The 26947-nt window shown below is 37.9% G+C and carries 24 protein-coding genes; 11 read left to right on the top strand and 13 right to left on the bottom strand.

All coding sequences use genetic code 11. The annotated features are described in order from the left end of the window. The first annotated feature begins 10 nt into the window (after positions 1–10). The 4 genes from lolB to ON073_RS00730 all read left to right on the top strand — a co-directional run bounded on the left by lolB (position 11) and on the right by ON073_RS00730 (position 4659). Complete coding sequence (lolB, locus tag ON073_RS00745; protein ID WP_274760020.1) at positions 11–592, top strand: lipoprotein insertase outer membrane protein LolB; 582 nt, start codon at positions 11–13, stop codon at positions 590–592. Further along, on the top strand, positions 580–1434 hold the full coding sequence (ispE, locus tag ON073_RS00740; protein WP_274759944.1) for a 4-(cytidine 5'-diphospho)-2-C-methyl-D-erythritol kinase: 855 nt from the start codon (positions 580–582) through the stop codon (positions 1432–1434). Before lolB ends, ispE begins: the two co-directional genes overlap by 13 nt. A gap of 47 nt (positions 1435–1481) precedes the next feature. After that, positions 1482–2429, top strand: coding sequence for a ribose-phosphate pyrophosphokinase (locus ON073_RS00735; protein ID WP_274759943.1), 948 nt, complete (start codon positions 1482–1484; stop codon positions 2427–2429). A gap of 277 nt (positions 2430–2706) precedes the next feature. Then, positions 2707–4659, top strand: a complete 1953-nt coding sequence (locus tag ON073_RS00730; RefSeq protein WP_274759942.1) for a HAMP domain-containing methyl-accepting chemotaxis protein — start codon at positions 2707–2709, stop codon at positions 4657–4659. Between the two features lie 27 nt (positions 4660–4686). Here the strand turns inward: ON073_RS00730 and rsgA are convergent, their stop codons facing one another. The 8 genes from rsgA to ON073_RS00695 form a co-directional block, all read right to left on the bottom strand. Next, positions 4687–5445 carry a ribosome small subunit-dependent GTPase A gene (rsgA, locus tag ON073_RS00725; protein ID WP_342455406.1) on the bottom strand — a complete coding sequence of 253 codons (759 nt, stop codon included), beginning with the start codon at positions 5443–5445 and terminating at the stop codon, positions 4687–4689. Between the two features lie 68 nt (positions 5446–5513). Further along, a complete protein-coding gene (locus ON073_RS20530) occupies positions 5514–5738 on the bottom strand; it encodes a hypothetical protein (protein WP_342455405.1) in 225 nt (74 codons plus the stop codon). 165 nt (positions 5739–5903) lie between these two features. Further along, positions 5904–6371, bottom strand: a complete 468-nt coding sequence (locus ON073_RS00720) for a CreA family protein (RefSeq protein ID WP_274759941.1) — start codon at positions 6369–6371, stop codon at positions 5904–5906. Between the two features lie 24 nt (positions 6372–6395). Continuing rightward, the gene (locus ON073_RS00715) at positions 6396–7634 is read right to left on the bottom strand and encodes an ABC transporter permease (RefSeq protein WP_274759940.1); all 1239 of its coding nucleotides are present in this window, start codon (positions 7632–7634) and stop codon (positions 6396–6398) included. Beyond that, the gene (locus ON073_RS00710) at positions 7627–8328 is read right to left on the bottom strand and encodes an ABC transporter ATP-binding protein (protein ID WP_274759939.1); all 702 of its coding nucleotides are present in this window, start codon (positions 8326–8328) and stop codon (positions 7627–7629) included. The genes ON073_RS00715 and ON073_RS00710 overlap by 8 nt, the downstream gene beginning before the upstream one ends. After that, a complete protein-coding gene (locus ON073_RS00705; RefSeq protein ID WP_274759938.1) occupies positions 8309–9490 on the bottom strand; it encodes an efflux RND transporter periplasmic adaptor subunit in 1182 nt (393 codons plus the stop codon). The genes ON073_RS00710 and ON073_RS00705 overlap by 20 nt, the downstream gene beginning before the upstream one ends. Positions 9491–9515: 25 nt before the next feature. After that, entirely contained in the window at positions 9516–10232 is a 717-nt protein-coding gene (locus ON073_RS00700) for a YIP1 family protein (RefSeq protein ID WP_274759937.1), read from the bottom strand. 209 nt (positions 10233–10441) lie between these two features. After that, the gene (locus ON073_RS00695) at positions 10442–10615 is read right to left on the bottom strand and encodes a hypothetical protein (RefSeq protein WP_274759936.1); all 174 of its coding nucleotides are present in this window, start codon (positions 10613–10615) and stop codon (positions 10442–10444) included. A gap of 172 nt (positions 10616–10787) precedes the next feature. Between ON073_RS00695 and ON073_RS00690 the strand changes: the two genes are divergently transcribed. Continuing rightward, the gene (locus tag ON073_RS00690) at positions 10788–11063 is read left to right on the top strand and encodes an HU family DNA-binding protein (protein WP_274759935.1); all 276 of its coding nucleotides are present in this window, start codon (positions 10788–10790) and stop codon (positions 11061–11063) included. A gap of 4 nt (positions 11064–11067) precedes the next feature. Here ON073_RS00690 and ON073_RS00685 read toward each other — a convergent pair whose 3' ends face one another. Both ON073_RS00685 and ON073_RS00680 read right to left on the bottom strand, forming a co-directional pair. Further along, positions 11068–11409 carry a hypothetical protein gene (locus tag ON073_RS00685; protein ID WP_274759934.1) on the bottom strand — a complete coding sequence of 114 codons (342 nt, stop codon included), beginning with the start codon at positions 11407–11409 and terminating at the stop codon, positions 11068–11070. Next, a complete protein-coding gene (locus tag ON073_RS00680) occupies positions 11406–14069 on the bottom strand; it encodes a DUF2339 domain-containing protein (RefSeq protein ID WP_274759933.1) in 2664 nt (887 codons plus the stop codon). The genes ON073_RS00685 and ON073_RS00680 overlap by 4 nt, the downstream gene beginning before the upstream one ends. A 59-nt stretch (positions 14070–14128) precedes the next feature. On the opposite strand from ON073_RS00680, the gene ON073_RS00675 reads away from it, so the two are divergent. The 3 genes from ON073_RS00675 (at position 14129) to ON073_RS00665 (ending at position 17010) form a co-directional block, all read left to right on the top strand. Further along, the gene (locus ON073_RS00675; RefSeq protein ID WP_274759932.1) at positions 14129–14947 is read left to right on the top strand and encodes an SDR family NAD(P)-dependent oxidoreductase; all 819 of its coding nucleotides are present in this window, start codon (positions 14129–14131) and stop codon (positions 14945–14947) included. A gap of 47 nt (positions 14948–14994) precedes the next feature. Then, positions 14995–15384: a DUF4019 domain-containing protein gene (locus ON073_RS00670; RefSeq protein ID WP_274759931.1), complete on the top strand. Its 390-nt coding sequence runs from the start codon at positions 14995–14997 to the stop codon at positions 15382–15384. A 147-nt stretch (positions 15385–15531) separates the two neighbouring features. Next, positions 15532–17010 (top strand): cytochrome-c peroxidase, encoded by a 1479-nt coding sequence (locus ON073_RS00665; protein WP_274759930.1) that lies wholly within the window; start codon positions 15532–15534, stop codon positions 17008–17010. A 47-nt stretch (positions 17011–17057) separates the two neighbouring features. Here the strand turns inward: ON073_RS00665 and ON073_RS00660 are convergent, their stop codons facing one another. The 3 genes from ON073_RS00660 to ON073_RS00650 form a co-directional block, all read right to left on the bottom strand. Further along, positions 17058–17564 carry a methyl-accepting chemotaxis protein gene (locus ON073_RS00660; RefSeq protein WP_446728491.1) on the bottom strand — a complete coding sequence of 169 codons (507 nt, stop codon included), beginning with the start codon at positions 17562–17564 and terminating at the stop codon, positions 17058–17060. Positions 17565–17612: 48 nt separating this feature from the next. After that, the gene (locus tag ON073_RS00655) at positions 17613–20414 is read right to left on the bottom strand and encodes a nitrate- and nitrite sensing domain-containing protein (protein WP_274759929.1); all 2802 of its coding nucleotides are present in this window, start codon (positions 20412–20414) and stop codon (positions 17613–17615) included. Between the two features lie 245 nt (positions 20415–20659). Then, complete coding sequence (locus tag ON073_RS00650; RefSeq protein WP_274760019.1) at positions 20660–21910, bottom strand: DEAD/DEAH box helicase; 1251 nt, start codon at positions 21908–21910, stop codon at positions 20660–20662. A gap of 207 nt (positions 21911–22117) precedes the next feature. Here ON073_RS00650 and ON073_RS00645 point away from each other — a divergent pair, with 207 nt between their 5' ends. The 3 genes from ON073_RS00645 (at position 22118) to ON073_RS00635 (ending at position 26812) form a co-directional block, all read left to right on the top strand. After that, a complete protein-coding gene (locus ON073_RS00645; protein ID WP_274759928.1) occupies positions 22118–22657 on the top strand; it encodes a hypothetical protein in 540 nt (179 codons plus the stop codon). A 212-nt stretch (positions 22658–22869) separates the two neighbouring features. Further along, a complete protein-coding gene (locus ON073_RS00640; protein WP_274759927.1) occupies positions 22870–24573 on the top strand; it encodes a sensor domain-containing diguanylate cyclase in 1704 nt (567 codons plus the stop codon). Between the two features lie 145 nt (positions 24574–24718). Then, positions 24719–26812 carry a M13 family metallopeptidase gene (locus tag ON073_RS00635; RefSeq protein WP_274759926.1) on the top strand — a complete coding sequence of 698 codons (2094 nt, stop codon included), beginning with the start codon at positions 24719–24721 and terminating at the stop codon, positions 26810–26812. Positions 26813–26947: the final 135 nt, after the last annotated feature.

Below are 26947 nucleotides of genomic sequence, written 5' to 3'. Positions count from 1 at the left end.
TTAAGATTTGATGCAATTACGCATGATATTTGTCATATTTTTGGTCTTTTTGAGTGGCTGTGCAAGTCAATACTTCGATAATGCGACAGTAAAAGAAAATTGGCAAAGACAATTACTTCAACAGGATACCTGGCAAGCCCAAGGAAAACTGGCGATTATTCAACCAAACAAAAGACAAAGCGCAAATTTATTTTGGTCTACTACCCCGCTAAAAGATAATTTAAATCTCACCAGTTTTGTGGGTACATCTGTTTTAACACTCGAAAAAACAGCAAACCAAGCAACTCTTGAATTTGATGGCGAAACGCATTCTGGAAAGGATGCGCAACAATTAGTTTATTGGTTAACAGGCATGAATTTGCCGTTTTTAGATGATCCAAATTGGTTGAAAGGCTTACCAAACACCACAAAGTATCTAGCAGATGAACTAAACCGTGTTAACCAAGCTACGTTAACTGATTCGAAAGGTGAACAGTGGCAAATTTCGTACAACGATTATAAAAAACACGGTGGTTATTGGCTGCCTTATTCAATTTCGCTTACCCACAACAGTGTAAAACTTAAATTAAAAGTATATTCATGGCAGATTTAAACGAACTTTCTTTAATTGCACCAGCAAAACTCAATTTATTTCTTCATATAAACGGCCGTTTAGATAATGGTTATCATGAACTAGAGACACTGTTTGTTTTTTTAGACTATGGTGACACCCTTCATTTTAAAACGACCACAAGCGACAATATTGTATTAACTACACAAATTACAGGGCTAAATAATAACGATAATTTAATTTACAAAGCAGCAGTTGCATTACAAGAAGCGACTGGTTGCAAATTAGGCGCTGAGATTTCTTTTGATAAACGTTTACCAAGTGGTGGCGGTGTTGGCGGAGGCTCTTCCGATGCAGCAACTACCCTGCTTGCACTAAACGCTCTTTGGCAATTAAATTTATCATTGCAAGAGCTTGCTAAAATTGGTGTAAAACTTGGTGCTGACGTTCCTGTATTTATAAATGGTCGCGCGGCGATTGCACATGGTATCGGTGAGCAACTTGAAGCTGTTGAATTACCCACAAAATGGTACTTAGTAGTTCACCCAAATGTGCATATTAGTACAGGATTAATCTTCAACGATCCTGACTTACCACGTAATACACCTAAATTATCAAGCCATTGGCAAAGCGTTAATCATCGCAATGACTGCGAAGAGTTAGTGAAAAAGCGCTATCCTGAGGTTGAAAAGACCCTTAACTGGTTGTTAAAATACGCTCCGTCGAGAATGACAGGTACCGGCGCATGTTGTTTTGTCAGTTTTGAAACACAACACGCAGCCCAAGCAGCGTTAAATATGCTCCCTGACTCTTGGCAAGGCTTTGTAGCAAGAAGTACGAACATATCTCCAGCACATTCGGAGCTACGTACTAAACTAAATTAATTATTGGTAACTAACGTTACCCAAAAAAGTGCCTGAGGAAACCTACCGTGCCAGACATGAAGCTCTTCGCTGGTAACGCAACGCCTGAGTTAGCTCAAAAAGTTGCAAAACGCTTATACATTGATCTTGGTGACGCTGAAGTTGGTCGTTTTAGTGACGGTGAAATTAGCGTTCAAATTAACGAAAACGTGCGTGGTTCTGACGTTTTCATCGTACAATCTACTTGTGCGCCTACTAATGACAACTTAATGGAATTAATCGTGATGGTTGACGCACTTCGTCGTGCATCAGCTGGCCGTATCACTGCGGTTATCCCATATTTCGGTTATTCTCGCCAAGATCGTCGCGTGCGTAGTGCTCGTGTACCAATCACCGCGAAAGTAGTTGCAGATTTCCTTTCAAGCGTTGGTGTAGACCGTGTTCTTACGGTTGATTTACACGCTGAGCAAATTCAAGGTTTCTTCGACGTACCTGTGGATAATGTTTTCGGTAGCCCAATTCTTCTTGAAGATATGAAAGCTAAGAAATTTGAAGATGTTGTAGTTGTATCACCAGACATCGGCGGTGTAGTTCGTGCTCGTGCAATTGCAAAATTACTAGACGACACGGATCTTGCGATTATCGATAAGCGACGCCCACGCGCTAACGTTTCGCAAGTAATGCACATTATTGGTGATGTTGAAGGTCGTGACTGTATTATCGTTGACGATATGATTGATACTGGTGGCACATTATGTAAAGCCGCTGAAGCGTTAAAAGAGCATGGCGCACGCCGTGTATTTGCATACGCTACACACCCAGTATTATCAGGAGCTGCTGCAGAAAACATCAAAAACTCAGTAATTGATGAAGTAATTGTAACTGACTCAGTACCTCTGACTGATGAGCTTAAAGCAATCGATAAGATTAAAGTGCTTACACTTGCTGATATGCTTGCTGAAACAATTCGTCGCGTAAGCAACGAAGAATCTATTTCAGCACTTTTTGAGCATTAATCTCTAGCTCAATAGTACACTTTTTAAAACGCAGGCGTGTCCTGCGTTTTTTTTATTAATAATAATTTTTCTTTGATCAATTTTCTGGCTATTTCTTTTTCTTACTATTTCAAAGAAACATAATTTCCCGCAAAGCATACCAGTTTTTAACACTTGCAAAATCTCTCATTAAAACAATTCTGTTTTCATTACTGAATTTTTAGCATTACTCTGATTTTTCTATCTATACTTAACTTAAATTTTTCCTAAAACACTTCTTCACAGAAGGATAGGCTCCATGTTTACTAAGTTAAAGCTTGTTCAGCAACTATCGATATCATTTGGTGCCATGATTGGATTAATGGTTCTCCTCGCTTCAATCGCTTACTTTGGTTTAAGTAGAGGATATACAAATTTTGTAGAATATCGTGAACTTGCTAGAGACAGTAACTTAGCAGCCATGGTGCAGTCTAACTTACTTCATATTAGGCTTAATGCACTTAAATTTTTAAAAGAGCAAAACCCTGAAAGCGTTACGCAATTTAAAGAGCGCGAAAAACAACTAAACGAACTACTGCATCAAGCCAAAGAGGAGATTGTTGAACCAGAACGTTCACGTTTAATTCATAGCTCCTACGATAAAGTTATTGCATATGAAGAAGGTTTTTATAAAGTTGTCGAACTTTTTAAAAAACGCAATGACATTGTATCAAAGCAATTAGATGCAAATGGCACTAAAATTCGAAGAAACATCAGTGAAATCATTAGAACAGCATATGAAGATGGCGACACTGATGTCACCTATTTTGCAGCACTTGTTCAAGAGCAACTATTGCTAGGCAGGCTCTATACCACCAAATTTTTAGTCACCAATACTCAACAAGATTATCAAAGAGCAAAACAAGAATTTAGTACTTTAAACGAGCACCTTGCAGAGCTCGATGACAATACACAATCTAACAACCGACGTGCTCTATTAGAAGAAGCAACTACATTACTCAAATTATATGTTGCTGGAATTGATAATGTTAATGCAGTAATAACCGAACGTAATTTGATTATTCAAGGTGTACTTAACAAAGTAGGCCCTGAAATTGCTTCTGATCTTGAACAAGTCAAATTATCCGTTAAACAAGATCAAGACACATTAGGTCCACTTGTACAATCTCAAAGCCAAAACACCATAACTACGATTATTATTGTATCAATTATAGTAATACTTGTTGGCGTATTCTTTAGTTGGTTTATTACTGTAACAATACGTAAACCAATTGGTGGTGAGCCAATTGAAATTGAACATATTGCCAATCGTATAGCTGATGGCGATCTCACTATTTCCTTCTCTAAAAATGGTGATGAGACAGGTATTTATAAAGCCATGGGCGAGATGGTCGAAACATTAAGACATATCATTGATAACCTTAAATCAGCCACTAAGGAACTTTCCCGTGCAACCACTATTTTGGATGAAAATACAGCTAGTTCAATGCAAGGTGCTGAGCACCAAATGGAACAGCTAAATCAAACTGTGCTGTCAATGAATGAGATGGCGTCTACCGTTGCGGAGATCACTCAAAGCGCGCAACTTGCTGCAGATGCAGCGACAAATGCTGACGAGCAAACCCATACAGGTAAGCAAGTAGTTGATAATACGAGAAGTGCTATTGATAACCTGGTCAGTAATATTGAATTAGTTAGTAGTTCTATTAAAAATTTAGAAAGCGAAACTGAATCTGTAGGGTCAATTCTTGATGTGATCAGAGCAATTGCGGATCAAACAAATTTACTTGCACTTAATGCCGCTATTGAAGCAGCACGCGCAGGTGAACAAGGACGTGGATTTGCCGTAGTTGCTGATGAAGTGAGAAGTTTGGCCAGTCGCACGCAGCAGAGTACTGAAGAAATTCAAACCATGATACATAAGTTACAAAACGAAGCTAAAACCTCAGTGGACCAAATGAATGCCAATTTAGAAAGTGCTCGTATCACAACAGAAAAAGCCGATGAAACCAATCTGGCTCTTGATTCTATTTCGAGTTCTGTGGGCACCATTAGGGATATGAATATGCAAATAGCGGGGGCTTCGGAAGAGCAAAATGTGGTAACGCAGCAAATTACTGACAGTGTTGGCCAAGTTAATGAAATGGCAGTGCAAACTGTTGCTGGCGCAGAAAAAGCAGCTGAAACAGCTAGAGGCCTTGTAAATATCGCGGCAAATTTAGAGCAATTAGTGAATCGGTTTAAAGTATAAAAAAGGGAGCATTTGCTCCCTGATAGTCTAATTCATCTTATCTAATCGTTTTAATTTAACCGCTTGGCTCTGAGTACGTTTGTAATATTTACTCATCGATTTATCAAGTGCCCGCCGCTCTTGTAAAGAGGCCGTGTTAAACTGGTTTTCTTTACGTAACTTTTGAAAGTTCAAAAACCGACGCTCAGATAATTCACCCAATTCAATTGCCATCCTCACTGCACAAGCAGGTTCAGTTGTATGACAACAATCAGCAAATTTACAGTTATTTGATAACGTTTCAATATCTTTAAACGTCGCCTCAATGCCGTAAGTTACATCGGCTAACTGCAATTCACACATGCCCGGAGTATCAATAATGACCGCTCCACTTTCAAGCATAAGTAAATGACGACTGGTAGTTGTGTGCCGCCCTTTACTTTCTTGCTCACGGATTGCACCTGTAGTTTGCACACTTCCACCTAAAAGCGTGTTGCTTAAAGTTGATTTACCAACACCTGATGAACCAAGCAATACAATACTTGTTTGCGGTTTTAGCCAAGGTGCAAGTTGTTCATTCGCTTTATCGTCACAACAATTGATTACTTCAACGTTTAGTTGTGGATCTAACGCTTGTACTAATGCTTGCTTTTGCACGCAATCATCAACTAGATCCGCTTTCGTTAAAATAATAACCGCTTCACACTCAGCCTCATTCACTAATGCTAAATAGCGCTCAATCCGATTCAAATTAAAATCATCGTTAAGTGAACACATAATAAATGCAACGTCTATATTCGCAGCAATGTGTTGTACTTCACGTTGTGAGCCTACTGATTTTCGTGAAAATAAGCTTTTACGCTCAAGTAACCTAATTAATTATGCGCTTCATCAAGTAACAGCCAATCACCCACAACATACTCTGATGTTGTCACTGTTATTGGCAACGTTAGTAGCTGCTCTGTATTATCAACAACTATTTGATTGCGATGCTGCTCTATTACACGTACTAGTGTTGTGTCTGACCACTCTTCCATAGTTAATTGTTGTTGAAAGAATGGCTGCCAGCCAATAAGGTTTAACTTGCTAATATTTATCATTTTATGCCCTTTAATATTTAAAAAAGGGGCTTTAACCCCGGTAATTGTTACCGGGTGAAATTATTTATGCATTACACCCGGTTGGGTTTAAAACAATCATCAAAATCTCCTATTTGGTTTTTTGTTTACAATTCACAAATTAACATAGCAAAGCCGAATTTAATGTTAATTTTCTATGCTTTGGAAATTATACGCTTTAGTTCTCCACAGTGGTACTGTCGATAAACTGTGTTTAAAACTACCAGAAGTTTCTTTTGTAGAATAAGCAAGATACATCAATGTTTGGTTTTCTTTATCTAAAACGCGTCTTATTTTCATCGATTTGAATAATACACTTTTAGACTTTTTAAAAATCACTTCACCTGAATCAGACATATCTATTTTTGCAATCATCTCTTTGGTAATTGGGCCTGTTTGTCTGCAAGCAATTGAGCTATCACTTGGGTCGGATAGGCTCAAATTTGCTTCAATTGATGCAACATGACATGTCACCCCGGTAATAATTGGGTCTTTAAAGTGATTAAGCTTTATATCTTTAGTCGTAAACATACCAAGTGATACATCACCCACTTCATTTGAGTCACAACCAACTAAAAATGTACTTACCAGTAAGGCGAAAAACCATTTTTTCATTTTAAACTCCTTAATGCCCACTTGTTATTCGTATCTTAATGCATCAATGGGGTTGAGTCTTGCAGCTTTAATTGCAGGTACCAATCCAAAGATAACACCGATTGCAGAAGTGAATCCAAATGACAACAAAATTGCCCACATCGGAATGTACGCATCTGGCATACCGGGTACAATTGCGGAAATTGCAGCAGCAGCGCCATATCCTGTCACAAGCCCAATAATGCCACCAAAAAGACTTAAAACCACCGCTTCAACCAAAAACTGCAGCATTATGAAGCCAGGTGTTGCGCCTAATGCCTTTAATGTACCTATAATACGCGTGCGCTCAGTTACCGAAACCAGCATAATATTCATTACACCAATACCACCGACAATCAAGCTAATACCTACTATACCTGCAGTTATGGCCGTTGCACTTCCTGTAAATTTATCAATGTTTTCTCGCGCCTTTTCAGCCGTTTCAAATTCAAAATCATCATGTTCATCTTTTGTTAGCTTATGATTTTGTCGCAAGATTCGTTTCATTTGCGCTAGTGTTTTAGCTTCATCAACATCAGCTTTTAAGCGAAACATAATTTGGAAGTAAGGTTTGCGCTGATTTCCTTCAAGCAATTGCATGGTACTAATCGGAATATTAATGTAATCATCTTGGTCAAAGCCTAAAAAGCTACCTTGCTTTTCAGCAACACCAATAATTCGGAACCACTCTCCACCAAGTTTAATATATTCGCCAACAGGGTTTTTAGGTAACTTTAATTTTTCAATTAAACTTTCCCCTATAAACGCAACGCGACGGCGTTTTTCATCGTCTTGAGGTCGAATGTAGCGTCCCGATTCAGGATAAATGCGATAGGCTTTTTGGTAATTCGACTCTGTACCTACTACTCGCGTGTTATGGCTTTCACCTTTGTACTCCACCGCACCTTGAAAACGAAATGCCATCATTTGGGCTGTTATCGTATCAAACCCATCAACTTTACCTTTGAGTGTTTCAAAATCATTCACTGTTAGGTAAGAGCGCTTACCAAGCATTTCTTGTTGTGGCGTTGTATAAGGCTTAATGGTTGTCACATCGGGTGCCATATCAGCAAGTTGGTCGTTAATTTGCTTAGTAAAACCTTGCATTACTGCAACCACAGTAATAACTGCAGCAACGCCTATAATGATACCTAAACAAGTAAGCGCACTTCGCATGGCATTTGCACGTATTGCTTGAAGTGCAGCCTTTGTACCTTCAATAATCGCAAGAAATGATTTAAACATATGTTTTTTCCTCGCTATTTCGGGTGTCAGATACCACGTTACCATCGACTAATCGGATTACGCGGTGACAATGTTCAGCAATTTCTTGTTCATGTGTAACCAGAATTATTGTATGCCCTTCACGGTGCAATTCATCAAATAACGCCATGATTTCATTAGTTGTTTTACTATCCAAGTTACCGGTTGGTTCGTCCCCTAATAAAATATCAGGTTTAGTTACCAACGCCCTAGCAATTGCTACACGTTGCCTTTGGCCGCCTGATAATTGTGATGGTAAATGATTGAGCTTGTCGCCAAGCCCCACTTTTTCTAGGGCTTCTGTCGCTAATTTTTGTCTCTCTTTTGCTGAAATAAAGCGATAAATAAGCGGCTGCATTACATTACTTAATGCACTTGCACGGGGAATAAGATTAAAGCTTTGAAAGATAAACCCCACACTTTTATTACGTTGACCAGCAAGTTCTGTTTCTGTCATTTTTTTTACAGGTTTACCCTGTAATACATACTCACCACTGGAGGCAACATCTAAGCAGCCGATAATATTCATTAGCGTTGATTTACCTGAGCCAGAAGGGCCGATAATCGCCAAATATTCATTTTCATCTATGGTTAAACTCACATCATCGAGTGCTCGGAATGTTTGCTCGCCCATATTATATTCTTTACGAATGTTATTAAGCGCGATCACTGACATCTTTAGTGTCCTTTTCATTCGCTTTTATCTTAACTTTTTCACCTTCTTTTAATTTGCTAATTGCTCGCGCTGGGCCTATCACAATTTTCTGCTCTGCACTGACGCCATCATCAATAGCTTGTTCAATATCTGATGAAACGCCTAATTCAACTGATTTCTTTGTCACTGTGTTGTCATCATTTAACAACCAAACATAATGCATGTCTTTTTCATTTTGAACGGCTTCAATAGGTAACTTAATTGCATCTTCGCCTATTGCTGTCGCAATTTCAGCACGGCAGCTCATACCGGCATAAAGTGTACGCTCGTCAGTATTTAATAGTACTTTTACTTTAAATGAACGCCCTTGCGACCCTGCAAACTGTTTTGCTGAAGTGCCAATATGAATTACTTGCCCAATAAACGGTTTATTTGGGTAGGCAGCTGCGTAGATTTCAGCTTCTTGATGCAGCTTAATGTTTGCGATATCCGTTTCATCAACTTTAAGCTCTGCAAGTATTTTACTTGGATCAGCAAGTAACATCAGATCTGAACCAACAATATTGGTAGTACCGGCTATAACCGTTTCGCCTTCTTTAATATCTACAGATGCAAGCAAACCACTCATAGTTGCTCTAAAAACACTTTTACTTAAACGATCTTCTGCAATAGACAGTGATGCTTTTGCCTGATTGAGTGATTCTTTTCGCGCTTCCACATCAATTTCAGCGAGTTCTTTCGCATTTTTTACATTGTCATAGACTTCTTGTTGCGAAAGACCGACATCGTATAATTCTTTTTGACGCTTTAACTGTGAAGCAAAATTTTTGAGTTGTGTTTGTGCGCGTTCAATATCAATTTCGCTTTGTCTTACTAGCGCTTTATAACGGTCAACTTCAGCTTCAAAGGCTTCGGTGTCGAGTTGCATTAGCATATCGCCTTTTTCAACACGTTGCCCTTCTTCTACAAATACGCGCTCCACTCGTCCTGTGACTTCTGAGCGTAGTTGTACTTGTGTGTTAAACACCAGTGTACCGGATGCCAAGATGGAATCTTTGATTTTACCTTTTTCTGCAATAGTCACTTTAACTTCAGGTACTTTACTGTCTCCTTTGATTTGCTGACTAACAATCAGTGCAACAAATGCGGCAATAGCAACAATTACAATTACAAGTTTTTTCATTTTCAACCCCTGAAAAAGCAGCACATTAAAGTGCTGCAATGATTGCCCAAATACCGTAAATTAGTAGGCTTGGTAGTAATGCAAATAGTAATGCTTTGTTATTGCTAAAGTTTGTCCAAGATTTCAAACCAACATAAGTTAGTACCAGTGACCAAATTGAAAAGATATTGATACTTTCTAATAGCCCTGCAAATGCGTGGTTTGCTTCAAAGCCAAAAACTAATTGGTTAAGTGAGGCGAATGTTAAGACACTCATTGGAATATCACCGGTTGAGGCTGTTAACACCAAGGCAATAGTACCCATTGCAGCGAAAATAGTTGGTAAACTGGTGAATGCAGTAAATCCAAACCAATCGCCATAACTCATATGACAATCCATATCTTGTTTGCCAATCAAGTAGTAATAAAGCGCAAAGATACAAAAAATGGTTGGTACACCAATCAACACACCAATTGCAGAGAAAATCCACATCATTGGGAACTGCTGTGCGGTCATCGCCTCGGCTTGTTCTAGTTGCGCCGGGTTATAATCGCCACTTTGTTCCATTTGTGCTACTTGCTGCTCAACAAAGAAAGCTTGATCAACTGAGTTGAAATAAATTACTTGCGCAGAAACGCCAAAAATAAAAATTAAGATGATTGCCAGCCAAGACCAGCCTTTTGCCTCTTTTAATCCGTTAAAGGCTTTTGTTGGCGCTAAAAAAGTATCGCCAATTGCGCTGATAGCATTTTCTGATTTCATAGTGTTACCCGTTTTAGTTGTTTTGATACACAAACCATAACAACCTGAAACATTTTGAAAAACTAAAAATGATAAACGGTTAAAATTGATTTCGAACGGTAAGTAAAAATGAAGATGTGTGGGTGTCGGTTTATTTAATAAACACCTATAGCAGTAATGTTGAGTGGATTAAAAAGAAAAACACAATTGAATTCCATTTCAAAAATAAGTTAATCAAACGGAGAAGCTGCGCTTTCAATGTTATCGCATAAACCGAATTCAAATTTATGACTTTCAAAGTAACTTAAGTTTAACTCTGCCCATTCAAAATCTCGCTCAGCAGGATCTTTTCTACCTTCATCACGGGCTTTTTGATAAGCTAATACAGAAACTAGTAATTCCATATATTCCTCCAACAACGCAATCATCTCTGTCATTTGTAATTACGCAATTGAACAAAAACACGATCACATTTCCTATTACACTTTTTTGCTAAGAAAGTGCGCAACAAGCACCAGAATACTTGACTCCTAGGCAACAGACGATTAGCCTTTCCCGCTTTTTAAGGGCGCTATTATGAATAAATCCCAACTAATAGATGAAATTGCAAAACAAAGTGGCATGACAAAAGCCAAATCCAAACTTATTGTAGAAAGCCTAATGAGTAGTATTATTCGTTCCTTATCTGAAGGTGACTTAGTGCAATTACCTGGTTTTGGCAGCTTTTCACTGAGCTATCACCCAGAAAAACAAGGGCGAAACCCGCAAACTGGTGAACAAATAACGATTGCAGGGCAAAATAAAGTGAGCTTTAAAGCTGGTAGTAAATTAAAACAAGCGCTAAGTAAATAGCGCTTTACTTACCAATTGGGCGCAAATCTTTTATCTCGATTTCGTCCAATTCTTCTTTGAGATAATCAAGTACATTATTAATAAAACGATGGTTGATAAAAAGATCAACCGAGCTTTTTGCAGTACGCAGTATAACATGCGTATTCGTTGCTTCGATTTGCCTTATTTCATCTATTGCTAGCGAAACCGACAACCCTTTTATTAATCGGGCAATAGGCGTATCTCGAACATACAAAACACCTTCAGATTTCGTGATTAAGTGGTTAACACTGTTTAACTTTTTTGAATATGTCAGCCACATCATAAAAAGCCACATAATAAAACAAATGATGATCAGAACGATCATTTAACATCCTCTTTGCCAGACAGCTTAAAACGTGAAAATAACCAGCCTAAAGCAACTAACGATAAACCTAAACCAATAAACGAAATCGCTCGATAAAGCCCATCAAAATGCGCCATATCAAACAAAAATGCTTTTAATATTACAACCAGCAATATAGCAAATCCGGATTGATAAAGTACTGCTTTGTTCCTCTGTTGCCCTAAAAGTATAAAGCCAGCAGCAATCATTAACCAAACCACTGAATAGGCGTAAATTTCAGCCTGGCTGGTCGAAAGCTTCAGCCAAATTTGATTTACTTGAAAATAGTCACGGATCACACCGTTTATAAATAAAAAACCAAAGACTGCAATTAAAGGTAAGAGTAGTTTTTGTTTACTAATTTCAAAGATGCCTGGCAGAAGATTAAAGTGATAAACAATGCCAAGTACTATTGCAGGTGCCGCCCAAATTACTAGTAACCAATTTAAAAAGAAGTATTCCCCTACTGAAATAGACGTTAAAAACGGATTATATTCTGTATTAATCACCACATGCGCCAAAGCACTTGCTATTGTAAGTCCTGACGCAGCATATAAGTAAAGCTTTCGCTCATTTAATTTATATCGCCAACTATACACAGCAGCAAGCACTAGCCAGTTCATCGATAAAACAGCAAGTTCAGCAAAATTAAGATTATTAAAATCTGGATATCGTCCAACTAACAAGTAACTTGTTTCAGTTGTTACAAACAACGCAACTAAATGAACTAAAGCACCTTCATACCATTTTTTTAGTGCTAGGTTGGTATGCAGTCTATAAGCAAAGTACACTAAGGCTGTTATTATTGGTAAAACAATTAAACTCCAATGCACACCAACAATTGTTTCATTACTGTACTTTGCAGTCCATGGCGAAAGCGTAATTCGAATCATCACAAGTGTTAGTGCAATTTTGCTTAACCACAATGGCAGCTCTATTTTAAAGCGTTTTTGACCATAGGCGATAAGTACAAGCTGACTACAGATTGCTAACGTTAATGTGCTCGCATTTAGCCACATGGATGCGACTAAAGCCAAATTAGTATTTGCCAGAATCCAGAAAGTAATTTTCGCTATTACATGATTGGACCTAGTTGTTTGCCATAATGCGTAGCCGGCTATCAACATCAAATAAAACGTCCAAAGTGAATACAACGCTGTTTCAACTTCTTTCGGAGAAACAATATACGAAAGAGCAAACAGTAATACGGGTGCTGTTGCTAAGAGCAAGCTAAAACTTGGCCGCTCATTATATACCTTTTGAAAAACAACTGCATACACGAAATAACTTATCGCCGTCACCTGAGCAAATAAAAACATGCCTGAAAAAATAAGCATTGAGTCAGTTAATTCAATTGGCGGCGGGTAGTTTAGAATGACAAAACAATTAAACAGTAATGACACAAATGGCCATGAATCAAATGCACTGTGCCTAAGTGGTAAGTATAAACACAAACAGGTTAATAGTATGGTGACCATAATTAAACTGCTATTAAAGCCGTGCAATATATAAAATAAAGAAAGTAGGAAAACACTTATCACAATTGCTAACTGTTCTTTTCTTGGCATTAATAAGATTTTTATTGGCAGTGCTTCTACATTAATACGAGTCAATCGCCAGCCCAAAACACTTGAAACTACATACAAGTACAAGCCAACGAAAATTGTCGCTAAAATTATCCAAATATCGGCTTTATCCGCGATAAAAACACTTATACTCAACCATAAAAAATGGCCGACAAAACTTTGCCACCATAGCCATTGTTTAGCTACCTTGTGAACCACCCAAATAGCCGCCAGTGAAACAAAATTTACATACAATAGAAGAGCAAACACATTATTACTGCCTGTGCTCACTAATGCAGGTACCGCATAAGCGCCAATAATACCTATTACCGCGAGTAATGGACCAAACCGAAGTGCTAACGCTGTGGCTAAAAGCGATATTACACCAAGTCCTGCAAACGCAATAAAAGGTGAAATAAACTGATAGTAGCTAAAGGTAACGAGCACTAAAGCAAAGCCAGTGATCACTCCGCCACTCGCTAGCGCCGCAAAGGAAGTAATATACTCTGCACTTCCTAGATGCTTTCGATAGAGATATTCTGCCAGTACAACTAGTGAAGTGGCAAATACGCCACCAATGATTAACCTTACAGTAATTGAAATAAGCCCAGATTCTATTGAATACTTCGCAAGAAACACACCTCCAAGGGCGAGAATTGCCCCACCAATCCAAAGTAAGCCATTGTTAGCTAGAAACATTTCTAAGCGCTCTGCCAAGCTTACTTTAGTTTTATTAACTTGCTTAATAGGCGGTTTATTTGTAGCGGTGGCTTTTAGATTCTCTGTTTCTGTTGCTTGATATTCTGGTGACCCTTCATGCAATGTGGGTTTCGAAGATTGTTGTGCCGGTTGAGATTCATTTTCAAATTCAGTTGGCGGAAATTGACTCAATTGGTTTTCAGCAACATTATCACTTAATTTTTTTACCAGTGACTTTAGATGAAGCACTGCAAGTGTCAGTTCCTTTATTCTTTCATCTGCACTTCGTATTTTGGCAAAGCTTATCCATGCTACGATCACACCGCCTAAGATAAATAATGTGATTAACAAACCAATAAGTGCTAATAGTGTTTCCATACATTTTCAGATAAATTAAACAACAATCTTGCTTTAATGTACCTTGAATGGCTATTGAAATGAATAACTATAAAAATAAAACGGTTTTAATAACAGGTGCTTCTAAAGGTGTCGGCGCTGAGACAGCGAAACAATTTGCGAAACTAGGAGCGAATGTTGCGCTAGTCGCAAGGAATGAAGGCCCACTAAAAGAACTTGCTGAACAAATTAACCAATATACTCATGCCGAAATATTCCTTTGTGATATTGGTGATATTAATAACCTTGCTACGCTCGTTGATGACGTAATTAACACCTTTGGTTCAATAGATGTCCTTGTGAATAATGCAGGTCTGCATCATCGTGGGGAATTTCAAGGTCTGTCACCCTTACAAGTGACTAATATGGTTCAGGTCAATTTAACAGCACCACTTACCTTAACCAGCTTGTGTTTACCTTATCTTAAAAAATCAAATAATGGTGCAATTGTCATGGTGGGCTCACTTGCGGGTCGCGCACCACTGCAAGGCGCCGCAGTTTATGCTGCAACCAAAGCTGGATTAAGAGCATTTACCTATTCATTGTTCGATGAATTAACACAATATAATGTCAAAGTGGCAGTTGTATCACCAGGTCCGATTAATACCGGTTTTATTATGGACGAAATAGACGACGTGGAAGACATCGTTTATTCACAACCTATGAGTAGTGCACTTGATGTTGCCAATGCCATTGTTGCACTATCAATTAATGACAAAGAAGAAATAGCAATGCCTTGGTTTAGTGGCAAACTCACCACTTTGGCTTATCTTTTCCCAAAATTACGACGCGCACTACGTCCCCTGTTATACAAAATGGGCGCAAAAGCTAAATTAAAATATAAAAAACATTTTAACTAACAATTACCAATTAAGAACACAAACAACTTTTAAGGGCATACCAAACTATGAAGTATTTAACTTTTTTACTGTTATTTTCGGCTAATCTGTTAGCAAACGAACATGAAATAGAACCAGCTGCAAATGAATGGCTAGCCCTTGTAGATAAAGGCGAGTATGCGACATCATGGCAAGGCACCAGTGAACGGTTTCAAAGACTTGTAAATGAAAAACAATGGCAAACAGCTTTAGAACAGGTTCGATTTCCTCTTGGTAAGTTGATACATCGTAATGTCATTGAATCGACTGAACATGCAAAACTACCAGGTATGCCAGAGGGACGCTATCAAGTTATCCAGTTTGATACACAATTTGAAAATAAAGCCCAAAGTATTGAAACATTATCTATGATGTTCTCTGACGGCAAGTGGCAAACAATTGGCTACTTTATAAAGTAAAACAATTCTTTAATTTTCTGCACCAATGTATTTATAAAATATCAGTTATTTTATGTGAAAATATACAACAGATTTCATTGCTATCTTGTTACTATCTACTAGTATTGCGCTTCTTAACTTAAATTTAAAATAAAAACAGGGGCGCAGATGATAAGGACATTTATAGGATTAGTGGTGTTATCATCGTTACTTGGCTGTAACGATGATAACAAAGTAAAAGAACCTGATGTTGAAACCAATTTAGCCAGTGAAGTGCGTACTTTAATTGAACCTTATCAATTAAAAGGCTTATCACAACACGTTGCTGAATTGCCGCATATTGAACAGCCTATCGCACAACTTGGTATGCAATTGTTTTACGCCAAATCATTAAGTGGCAATATGGATACAGCATGTGCAAGTTGCCATCATCCATTTCTTGGCGGCGGTGATGACTTAGCCCTCCCTATCGGTGTTGATGCTATTGACCCTGAACTTCTGGGTCCTGGCCGCGAACATTTGCCCTCTGCAGAACATGCTGATGGTGGTCCAACAGTACCGCGTAATGCGCCATCAACTTTTAACATTGCATTTTATAACAAAGAAATGTTCCATGATGGTCGTGTAGAAAGTTTGTCAGATGACACAACACTCAACGGTGTTGGTCAAGATATCCGCACGCCTGATAGCCTATTTAATACAGTCGACACTTTCGCAGGTAATAACTTATCGGCTGCACAGGCTCGCTTCCCTGTAACCTCTAAAGAAGAAATGCGTGGCTTTTCGTTTGCCGTTGGCTTAACAAACCAACAATTGCGAGATCAACTTGCTAGTCGATTGCAAGGAAAAACGAATGAACTCTCAAGCAATGGCTGGTTTGACGCGTTTTTAACTGGCTTTGAAACCAGCGCCGACACAACGTCTTTAGAAGAATTAATTACTTATGACAACATTGCGTTTGCACTTGGTGAATTCCAGCGCTCGCAAGTATTAATTAACTCACCTTGGCACAAATTTGTGGAAGGTGATGATAATGCATTAACCGAGCAACAATTAGTTGGTGCAAAACTTTTTTATACGTCGTATGAAAATGGTGGATTTAATTGTGCATCTTGTCATTCAGGCGACTTTATGACAGATGAATCATTCCACGTGATTGCCATGCCACAAATTGGCCGCGGCAAAGGCGATGGTGTTAATGGTGATGAAGATTTTGGCCGCTTTCGTGAAACTAAAACTGATAGCGATCGTTTTGCGTTTAGAACGCCGCATTTAACCAATATCGAAGTAACATTCCCATACGGCCACAGCGGTGCTTTTGCAACATTAGAAGAGGTTGTAAAACATCATCTTAATCCAGCAGTTTCGATTGCTAATTACGATCCAAGTACTTTACAACCTGGGCTACAAACTGAAAATTGGTTAGCAAATACAGAAAAAGCGCTAAACCAATTAACACAGTTACAAAATGCGGGTACAGCTAAACTAAAAACTGTTGAATACACAGACCAACAAGTGGATGCCGTTGTTGCTTTCTTAAAAGCACAAACTGACCCCTGTGTTAAAGATGAACAATGCTTAATGAAGTGGATCCCAACAACTGAGCAAGATGTTGATAATACCCAATTAGTTGCTGAATTCAATTAAACAGCAACACCAAGACGTTAGCATGGAAAGGTAATTTCCTTTTCATGCTAACTTACCTTAAAGTAATTAACTTCTTCTACCATACGTTTTGTTTCTTCGTTAAGTGCAGCTGCCGAGCTTGCAATTTGCTCAACCATTGCGGCATTTTGTTGTGTACTTTGCTCAATATTATTTACCGCAATATTAATTTCGTTAAAGCTTGCCGTTTGCTGTTTATTCGCTTCTGCAATTTCTTCCATTTTTTCATTTGCATTGGTTATTGAACTTGCAATACCCACCAACGCTTCACTTGATTTATCAACATGAAGATTGCCGTGAGTTACTTGTTCAACGCTAGATGTAATAAGTGATTTGATTTCGTTTGCTGATTGCGCACTTCGCTGAGCAAGATTTCGAACTTCACTTGCAACAACACTAAATCCACGACCATGTTCACCTGCTCTTGCGGCCTCAACAGCTGCATTAAGAGCAAGTAAATTAGTCTGGAAAGCAATTTCATCAATCACACCTATGATATTTTTAATTCGCTCGCTAGAGGCGCTCACTTGTTGCATGGTTGCCTTAGCATCAAAGGCAATATTTTGACCACTTTTTGCATTTGTTTACATTGTAAGCATCAACTGCTCTGTATCCATAAGATTCGATTGAGCTACTTTTGCAGATTCATTAACGCGCTGAACACTGACACTGGTTTGCTCCACTGCACTTGCTTGCGATTCTGTCCGTCTTCTTAAATCTTCATTAGCATGGGCAATTTCATGCACACTATTCGATACTGATTGTGCAAGGGTCAGTAAATTAGAAAGTAATGAGTCTAACTTGCTGACCGTATTATTCGCATTATCTTTAAGACGCTTAAACTGCCCATCATAATGTGTTGTTACGCGAGCGGTTAAATCACCTGAAACCAAGCTTTCAAATAGACTATCTAAATCATTCAAAACCTGACTCACAACAGAAATAATCTGGTTAACGCCGTCACTTAACTGTAAAAAACAGCCTTGTTTATTCTCACTGTCAATGCGTTTATCTAAATTGCCTACTTTTAACTCATTTATAACCTCTTGCACTTCAACCTCTATCACTTGGCTAAGTTCTGAAAGTGATTTATTAATGTTAACTTTCAAAGAGTTAAATTCGCCTTTATAGTCACCAACAACACTTACATGGAGATTGCCGTTAGCAAGAGAATTTGCTACAGAATTCAACTCACTTATGACATTTTGATTAAGAGATACTAAATTATTAAGTGATTGACTTAATGAGAGAAAGAAACCTTCTTTATCTTGGGTATTTATTCTTGATGAGAGTTCGCCAATCAAACAATCGTCAACAATATTCGCAATTTCTTTTTCGATAATTTGCTCAAGGGTTAAAATCGTTTTATTTGCATTTTCCTGCAATCGGGCATAAGCACCGTCGAAGTTGCCCTCTATATTAGTAGCTAAACTACCTTTTGCTAAGTTTGCAAATACTTTGTCTACCTCACCAATTACTTGGCGATTTAGAGTTTGGAGTTTGTTTATGCCAACAGTTAACGCCAAGAAACACCCTTCTTTACCTGTTTCTTTTATTTGAACGTCTAATTTGCCTTTGGAAGCAGCATCCACCAGCTGTTGTATTTCTTGTTCAATTGTTTTGTGTAAAATGTCTCGGCATTGAATTGCAGAGTTGAGTACATTACCAAACTCACCAGTTAAATCATTAGCGTATTGATTGTTCAAATTACCATGAGCCAAATCTGTAACAACGGATGTAATAGCACTAAATGATTGGTCACAGATGATTACTGTATTATTAACATCCTCTTTTAGTTGACCCAATTGCCCTTTTAAGTCAGCTTGAATGGTATTGGAAAAGTCACCTTGTTTGACAGCTGACATCACCGAACTTATTTCGCCAACACCTGTACCTACTTGCCTACCTGCCGTTTCGATTTGTTTAACTAAGCTTGACAAATCGCCGGTGTAACTGCCTTTACAGTTAATATCACTATAACGTCCATTTGCTAATGCATCACTCATTGTAGTTATTTCATCAAATGCCATTCTTAAATTGCCAAGCAATGAATTTATATTATCCGCGGTTTTGCCAATTTCATCTTTTTGTTTTAAAGGAACTCTTAAGCTGTAATTATTATCCTGTTGAACCTGTTCGATTGTTTGCTGTATCTGATTGAGTGCAAGTTTTATTGAACGGGCAATTAGGTAACCCATTACAAGGCTTATCAACAGAAAAGCTAAGACTGTGTAGAGCGCTTTTTCAATTGTTTTTTGGGTATTAGTTAAGGTTTGCTGCGCCTTAGTTGATATTTCACTTGAAAGTGTTTGAATTAAACCATTTACAAACTTTATTTCCTCTGTGGCATTTAAAAACCACGTTTTAGCATCTACTTTTAGTAGCACTACAGCTGTAGATAAAAGTGAATTAATCCGTTTTAAATTCTTGGTCGCAATCTCAGAATTAGGCTGTATTAAATTAATTTCACCAGATAATGAACTGTAGAATTCATTTGATACAAGTGGCTTCAACTCATTTAATATTTGTTTAAGCTCTAACAGTTCATTCTGATTAACAACGTTCTGGCTTAGTAAAACTTTTAGCGCTTTGTTTTGGTTTCGAAGCTCTACATTATTAGTAAATATTGACGTCATTGATTTTACATTTTCGACTTCTTTTTTGCTTTTAAGTGTCTCATAAAGGCTCAAATATTCATCATTTGCATAGTGCTTAAATTGTCTTTCTCTTATAACTAGTTGTGCCAAAAATTGATTAACCTGGGTTGCGCGGTTATTCGCATAATCTCCTTTAGCAAAAATACCATTAAGCGCTCCTCGCACTTGCCCTAAATGCTCTTTTAACCAGATTAGTTGAATTGATGCTTTGAATTTAGCGGCTAAAGTTGGGTCGGTAATATACACCGATAACTTTTCAGTAAGCGTGATGGCATTGGCATTTAGTGAGGAATAGAAAGCAAAGAAATCTGAATCACTTGTGAGTGTATCCACTTTTGATCGAACGGTTTCTCGTTCTGCAAATTGTTTTTTTAAAGTACTTATCACCTCAATCGAATGCTTATTTAGTGATAGCGTCTTAATTTCATCCAGCTCAAGTAATAATGCTTCCGCTGCTTTATCTGCTTTTAAGCGTTGCTCCGCAAGGGCTTGTTTGCCCTCTGCTCCTCGCGAACCCAAAAATCCGGCACTTATTCCACGTTCAACAGCAAAGTTGTGCGCAACGTTATTAAGCCCTTGTGTAAGCGCAATCACCTTATTGATGTCCAATTGAGCTGTGATTTGCACTTCGCTGGTTTTATTTAATTGGTAAATGAGCATGCCACATAATGCACTTGGAATAAGTAGAATTAGCAGTAGCTTGAGCAAAATAGGAAGGTTTTTTAGCATTATGAACGCCCCATTGATTGGCTAGCAAAGCAATTAGTTAATACGATACCTCTTTCAAAATAGTTTATTTTTATAAAAAGAAAATTTGTTAACTAAAATAGCTAAACTAATTGACTAATTTTTTGAAGATTGAGCGTTTAGAAAGGATTATAAGTGGAATTAATTAGAGGCTTAAAATAAGAGACGCATTTCAAGAAAGCTCTGTTTATTGAAACTCGCCTCAAAAAGTCAGTACCTAGTTTTACTTAATTCTTTTTGCGACGACGCGTGCTACGCTGCCCCAAAATGCGTTTTTTATCACGCTGCTTTCGTGATTTTGCCGTATTTTTACGATTATTTTTAGGTTCACGAGTAAGATCTGGTTCAAATCCAGCTAACCATTGCGGGGTAAGGCGTTCATCAAGAAGTACTTCTATTTCTTCTAGCAACCAGTTTTCATCTAACCCAACCAATGAAATTGCAGTGCCTACTTTACCCGCTCGCCCTGTTCGACCAATTCGATGCACATAATCTTCTGCCACATAAGGTAATTCAGCATTTATAACGAAATCTAACGATGGAATATCAATGCCTCGCGCAGCAACGTCGGTTGCTACCAACACACGCAGTTCACCATCACGAAATTGCTCTAATGCTTTATTTCTCGCTCCTTGTGACTTATCGCCATGAATTGCTTGCGTCTTTAGCCCATCTTTATTGAGTTCTTTTGCTAATTCATCGGCATAATTTTTAGTACGCGTAAATACAAGCACTTGATGCCAGTTATTTTTACCTATGGTGTAAGCAATTAATTCGCGTTTACGTTCTTCATCAACAGCATAAAATAATTGTTCAACCTTGGTTGCAGCCGTATTTGGCGCATCGACGCCAATTCGTTGTGGGTTATTTAGCCATTGGCTTACATTGTTAATCACATGTTCATCAACCGTAGCTGAGAACAATAATGTTTGCCTTTTTTCAGGAACACGTCGCATGATGCGTTTGATTTCTCCGATAAACCCCATATCTAACATGCGATCGGCTTCATCAAACACTAAATGGGTTAGTTGGGATAAATCGACAGTGCCCTTAATTAAATGGTCGAGCAATCGACCCGGCGTAGCAACCACAATTTGTACACCTTTTGCGAGCTTTTTTTCTTGCGGGCCAATATTTGCCCCACCATATAAACACGCAACGCTAATTTGACTGTTTTGACTATAGCTTTCTGAAGCCTTAGCAACTTGTTGAGCAAGTTCTCTTGTCGGCACTAATACAAGTGCGCTTACTTGTTTACTTGGCAAAGATGAGACTTCATTTTTCTCTAAAATATGATGAATAATTGGCAACATAAAGGCCGCCGTTTTGCCTGTGCCAGTTTGCGCATGGGCTATTAAATCAGCCCCCTTAAATACTTCAGGGATCGCCAATTGTTGGATTGGTGTGGGCTCTAAATAATTTAATTGTTGCAGTGTAGTTAAAAGCGTTTTATTTAAACGAAAATCTGAAAATGCCATAGTTAATATAATTAAGCGCAAAGTCACAAAATTATATCATTGAAAGTTGTGAAAAAGACTAACTCTCTTACCAAGTTCACTAAAATATAACTAAATACCCAAAGCACACAACCACCTTGAAATATAGAGCATTGAATTCAAATGATTTTATTTTTGGCGCGACTTTTGCCATTAAAGAATAAAAAAAGATGTTACTTGGTGTGGGAAATGTTAAAAAACAAATTTATTTGGAGTGTCACAGCGTTTACAGCAATGCTTCAGCTATCGCTGTTAAATTTTGAGGCTAATCACAACATTTTAACGATTTATACTTTCTCAAACTATCCTTACTCATTTGAATTACCTAGCTGGTTAGCAGTTATCTTAATGCCGACCTTTGTATATATTTGCCTTTGTTTGATACAAACTCGGTTTAAGCAAAATGCCCGTAAACGCGCAAAAAACACGACTTTTACCTTGATTGGCTTTTTACTGTCATTTAATTATGGCGCGACTATTTCAGGTAGTGTGTATTTGGGCTACGCCGACTATGTTGGAATATTAATTATTGCAATCGCATTTATTGCTTTTTTAGTAAAGGCATATCGTGCTGAATGTATTTTAGGATTTGCTTTGAGCCTAAGCATTGTTTTTGGTGCACTAAGTGGCATTGTTTACTCGGTTATTACTGCCGCTATGTGCTATGCGTTATACAAGTTACGACTATTCACATTGCAATGCTACAGACAAAACGCAGAGCAAATTTAAAAACCTTTCAATTGATATAGGGATAAATAACATATTAATTTTTTGATACACGTTCACTAATTTTAAAAGTTAAAGTTCATATTTCATATTTCATATTTCATATTTCATTGTACGATTATTGAGTAAGTTGAATTTATTTCATATTTCATATGAGATTGTTATAGAGTGTGATATCTTTTAGCTAAGGGGTGTTTTATAAAGGCTAAAGGATTATGCCACTGACCGCTACGATGCTGCTTCTTTTATTATTTTTTTTTAGTTTCAGCTCAAATGCTCATATTGAAGTAAACGAAGCAGAAACATCATTTACAAGATTTAGCGTTGAATACTATGTAGATAAATCTGGTGCTGATGATTTTTACACAGTCAAAAACAAGTCTTTTAAAAATTCATCTAATCGACTTACTCTTGGAAAAGATGCAAAAACTACTTGGGTAAGATTTTTGCTATCTAATACCTCACCTAAAACAAAAAAGTTATTTTTACATATCCCTGAAGCATACCACACCAAACAACTGACACTTTATCAGGCGACTAATAACTTAATTGAAAATAGTCATGTTGTTTATTTAGGTGATGCCAAACCAAACACAAAACTATATGGCAGCACTGCCATATTTCCCATTAACCTTTCTCCTTATTCTGAAAGCTATATTTATTTAAAAAATGAAACCTTTTCTCATCAATGGTTTACATTAGCTATTTATGATGAGGAAAATTCTAAACATGCTCTTATCAGTCAAAATTACGATATTGGCATCATGGTCGGCATCTTATTGGCCTTAATGTTTTATAACATCATCTTATTTATTACATCACGGAAAAAAGAAAATATCTTCTATGCCCTTTATTTAGTGGCATCATCCGTATGGATTGCTCTTTCATATGGTTTTTTAGCCACTTTATTTGGGATTTATGGCCAATCAATGATCCATATAAATTTGTCATTACTAGCCATGCCATGTTTCTTAATTTTATTTATGATGTGTATATTCGAAACAAAACGAATGTATCCATTAGAACATAAAGCACTATTAGCTGTACTCGTTTTAATTGTTTTGAATATATTCTATGGCACTATCGATATCATTGCAGCGCTTGAACCTACATCGACTCATGCTGCAATAATGATAGCAGTTACGTTAACTGTCAGCTTATCTATCAAGAATAAGGGTAACCCTCTAGCTAAGTATTTTTTAATTGGTCACAGTTTTTTTGTTCTTTTCAGCATACTTGCCATTGGTTATTACAAAGGTATTCTGCCAAACACTTATGTGACAAGCCATGCTGTTGGTATCGGCATCATGCTCGAGGCATTTATGCTTGCTTTTATCATTTCTTACCGCATACGAGAACTTGAACGTATCGAAAAAGAGCAAGCCTGTTTACAAATACAAGCAAATACAGATCCACTTACACAGTTATATAATCGCCGTTATTTTGATGAAGTTACTAATCAATTACTAACTAAAGATTCTGACCAAACTCCTTTAAGTATAGCCATTGCAGATATTGATCTATTTAAAAAATTCAATGACCAATATGGTCATTTAGTTGGTGATGAAGTGTTGACTGCATTTGCAGATATTCTTAAGAAATTCACTCCAGAAAATGCAATTGTCGCTCGGTTAGGTGGGGAAGAATTTATTATTGCTCTACCACGTTGTAATGAACGGTCTGCATTTAAATTTATCGAAAAATTGAGAATACAAATCGAAAAAACTCGGATTAGCTCTCACAATCATGAGGCATTATCAATCACCGCAAGCTTTGGTATTGCAGAAGTACAAAATGATTTAAAACCAGCAATCATTAATGCAGATAAAGCCCTTTATCGCGCAAAAGCAAATGGAAGAAATCAAGTTGTTTGCTTTAACCTGAGTAGCGATAAACTGCTAACCCTTCAAGCAGACTAACTATTATTATATACATATTTATTTACAAAACAGCACGCTATTAAACGTGTTCTATTTGCTATCTTGTCTTAATTTGGTTAAAAACAAGCTAAGTTTTGCTGTTTTTAACGCAAAATAGAAAAAATAAACGCTAAGGGAAATCTTAATGAAAAAATCAATGCTAGCAGTTGCACTTGCAACTGCGTTTCTTGGTGGTTGTGGTGACCAACAAGCTGAAACAGCTAAAGTAGAAAAACAACAAGCTGCTGCACCAGTAGTTGCCGAAAGTCAAACTCCAAACAAAGCGGAATTAGGTAGCTTTGGTGTTGATTTAACAGCACGTAATCTAGAAATTAAACCAGGCGATGACTTCTTTATGTATGCAAGTGGTACTTGGTACGACAATTACGTTATGCCTGCTGACAAAACACGCTTTGGTGCATTTACTGCACTTGCTGAACGTAGTGAAAAACAAGTAAAAGAAATTATCGATGATATTATCAGCCGTACAGATCTTAATGCTGAAGAGCAGCTTATTGCTGACTTTTACAATGCCTATATGGACGTTGAAACAATCAACAAAAAGGGCATTACACCAATCCAAGGTTTATTAGATGAGATCAGTGCTGTTAAAGGTACAGATGATTTAACAAAACTATTTGGTAATGCTTGGTTAACGGGTGTGTCTTCTCCAATTTGGGGTGGCATGTGGTTTAACCGTTTAGACCCAAACCAATATGAGATGTCGATGGGCGCTGGCGGTTTAGGTTTACCTGATCGTTCATACTATTTAGAAGACAGTGAGCGTTTTGCAAAAACACGTGATGCTTATGTTGCACATATTGCCAGCGCACTAAAATTTGCGGGTGTTGAAAACACTGAAGAACGCGCAAAAGCAATTTTAGCGTTAGAAACTAAAATTGCAGAAGGTCACTGGCCACGTGAAAAACGTCGTAACCGTGACTTGACGCTTAACCAAATTAAACGTGCTGATTTAGCAAAAGAATACCCTGGTTTTAACTGGGATCTGTATTTCGCGCAAACAGGCTATAAAGTACCACAGTTAAATGTGTCTCAACCTGAGCCAATTAAAGCAATGATCGCGCTAATTAACGGTGAAGACATTAATGTATGGAAAGACTATTTAACTTTCCACGCAATTCGCGGTAATGCCAGCCTTCTTTCTGAAGAAATTTATGCAAATAACTTTGAATTTTTCGGTAAAGAATTAAGCGGTCAACAAGAGCCTCGCCCTCGTTGGAAACGTGCAATCAGCGAAATGTCAGGCACTGAGTCTCTTGGCTTTGCAATTGGTCAAGTATACGTAAATCGTTACTTCCCAGAGTCATCAAAAACACAAATGGCTGAACTAGTTGAAAACCTTCGCACAGCTCTTGGCGAGCGTATTGATGGCTTAGATTGGATGGGTGAAGAGACCAAAGTAAATGCAAAAGCAAAACTTGCTGCATTTAACCCAAAAATTGGTTACCCAGATGTATGGCAAGAGTTTGATGGCCTAAAAATCGCCAAAGACGATTTAATGGGCAACATTAAAAACACGCGTCAGTTCTTCCGTGCTGAAAGCGCAGCAAAAGAGCTTGAAAAAACAGACCGTAACCGCTGGGGCATGACACCACAACGTGTAAATGCTTACTACAACAGTTCATTTAACGAGATTGTTTTCCCGGCAGCGATTTTACAACCACCATTCTTTGATCCAAATGCAGATGCAGCGGTTAACTATGGCGCAATCGGCGCGGTAATTGGTCATGAGATGGGCCACGGTTTTGATGATCAGGGTTCTAAATCAGATGCCAACGGTATCCAACGTAATTGGTGGACTGATGCAGATCGCGCAGCATTTGAAGCAAAAGCCGATAAACTTGCAGAGCAATACAGCAAGTACGAGCCAATTCCTGATAACTTTGTTAACGGCCGTAACAGCCTTGGCGAAAACATTGGTGATGTAGGTGGCCTTGCTATGGCATACCATGCTTACAAGTTAAGCTTAAATGGTAAAGAAGCTGAAGTAATTGACGGCTTAACTGGCGACCAGCGCTTTTTCTTAGCGTGGGCACAAGTATGGAAAGAAAAGCGTACTGAGCAAAGCATGCTTAACCAATTACGTGCGGGTACACACGCACCTGGTCGTTTCCGTGCACTTGCGCCGCGTAACCATGATGCATGGTATAAAGCATTTGACGTTAAAGAAGGCGATGCACTTTACTTAAAACCTGAAGAGCGCGTACGTATTTGGTAATTTAATTACCAAAAATTAAGCCCAGCATTGCTGGGCTTTTTTATATCATCTAAAAAATAATCCTGATTTTTAAGGACTTATTTCCAAATACTCAACTTGCTCACTTCGCCTGAATAAAATTACTAGTTAATAGTG

The organism is Pseudoalteromonas sp. G4, from assembly GCF_028875915.1.
Lineage (GTDB): Bacteria > Pseudomonadota > Gammaproteobacteria > Enterobacterales > Alteromonadaceae > Pseudoalteromonas.
This window is presented reverse-complemented; position numbering and strand designations above follow the sequence as displayed.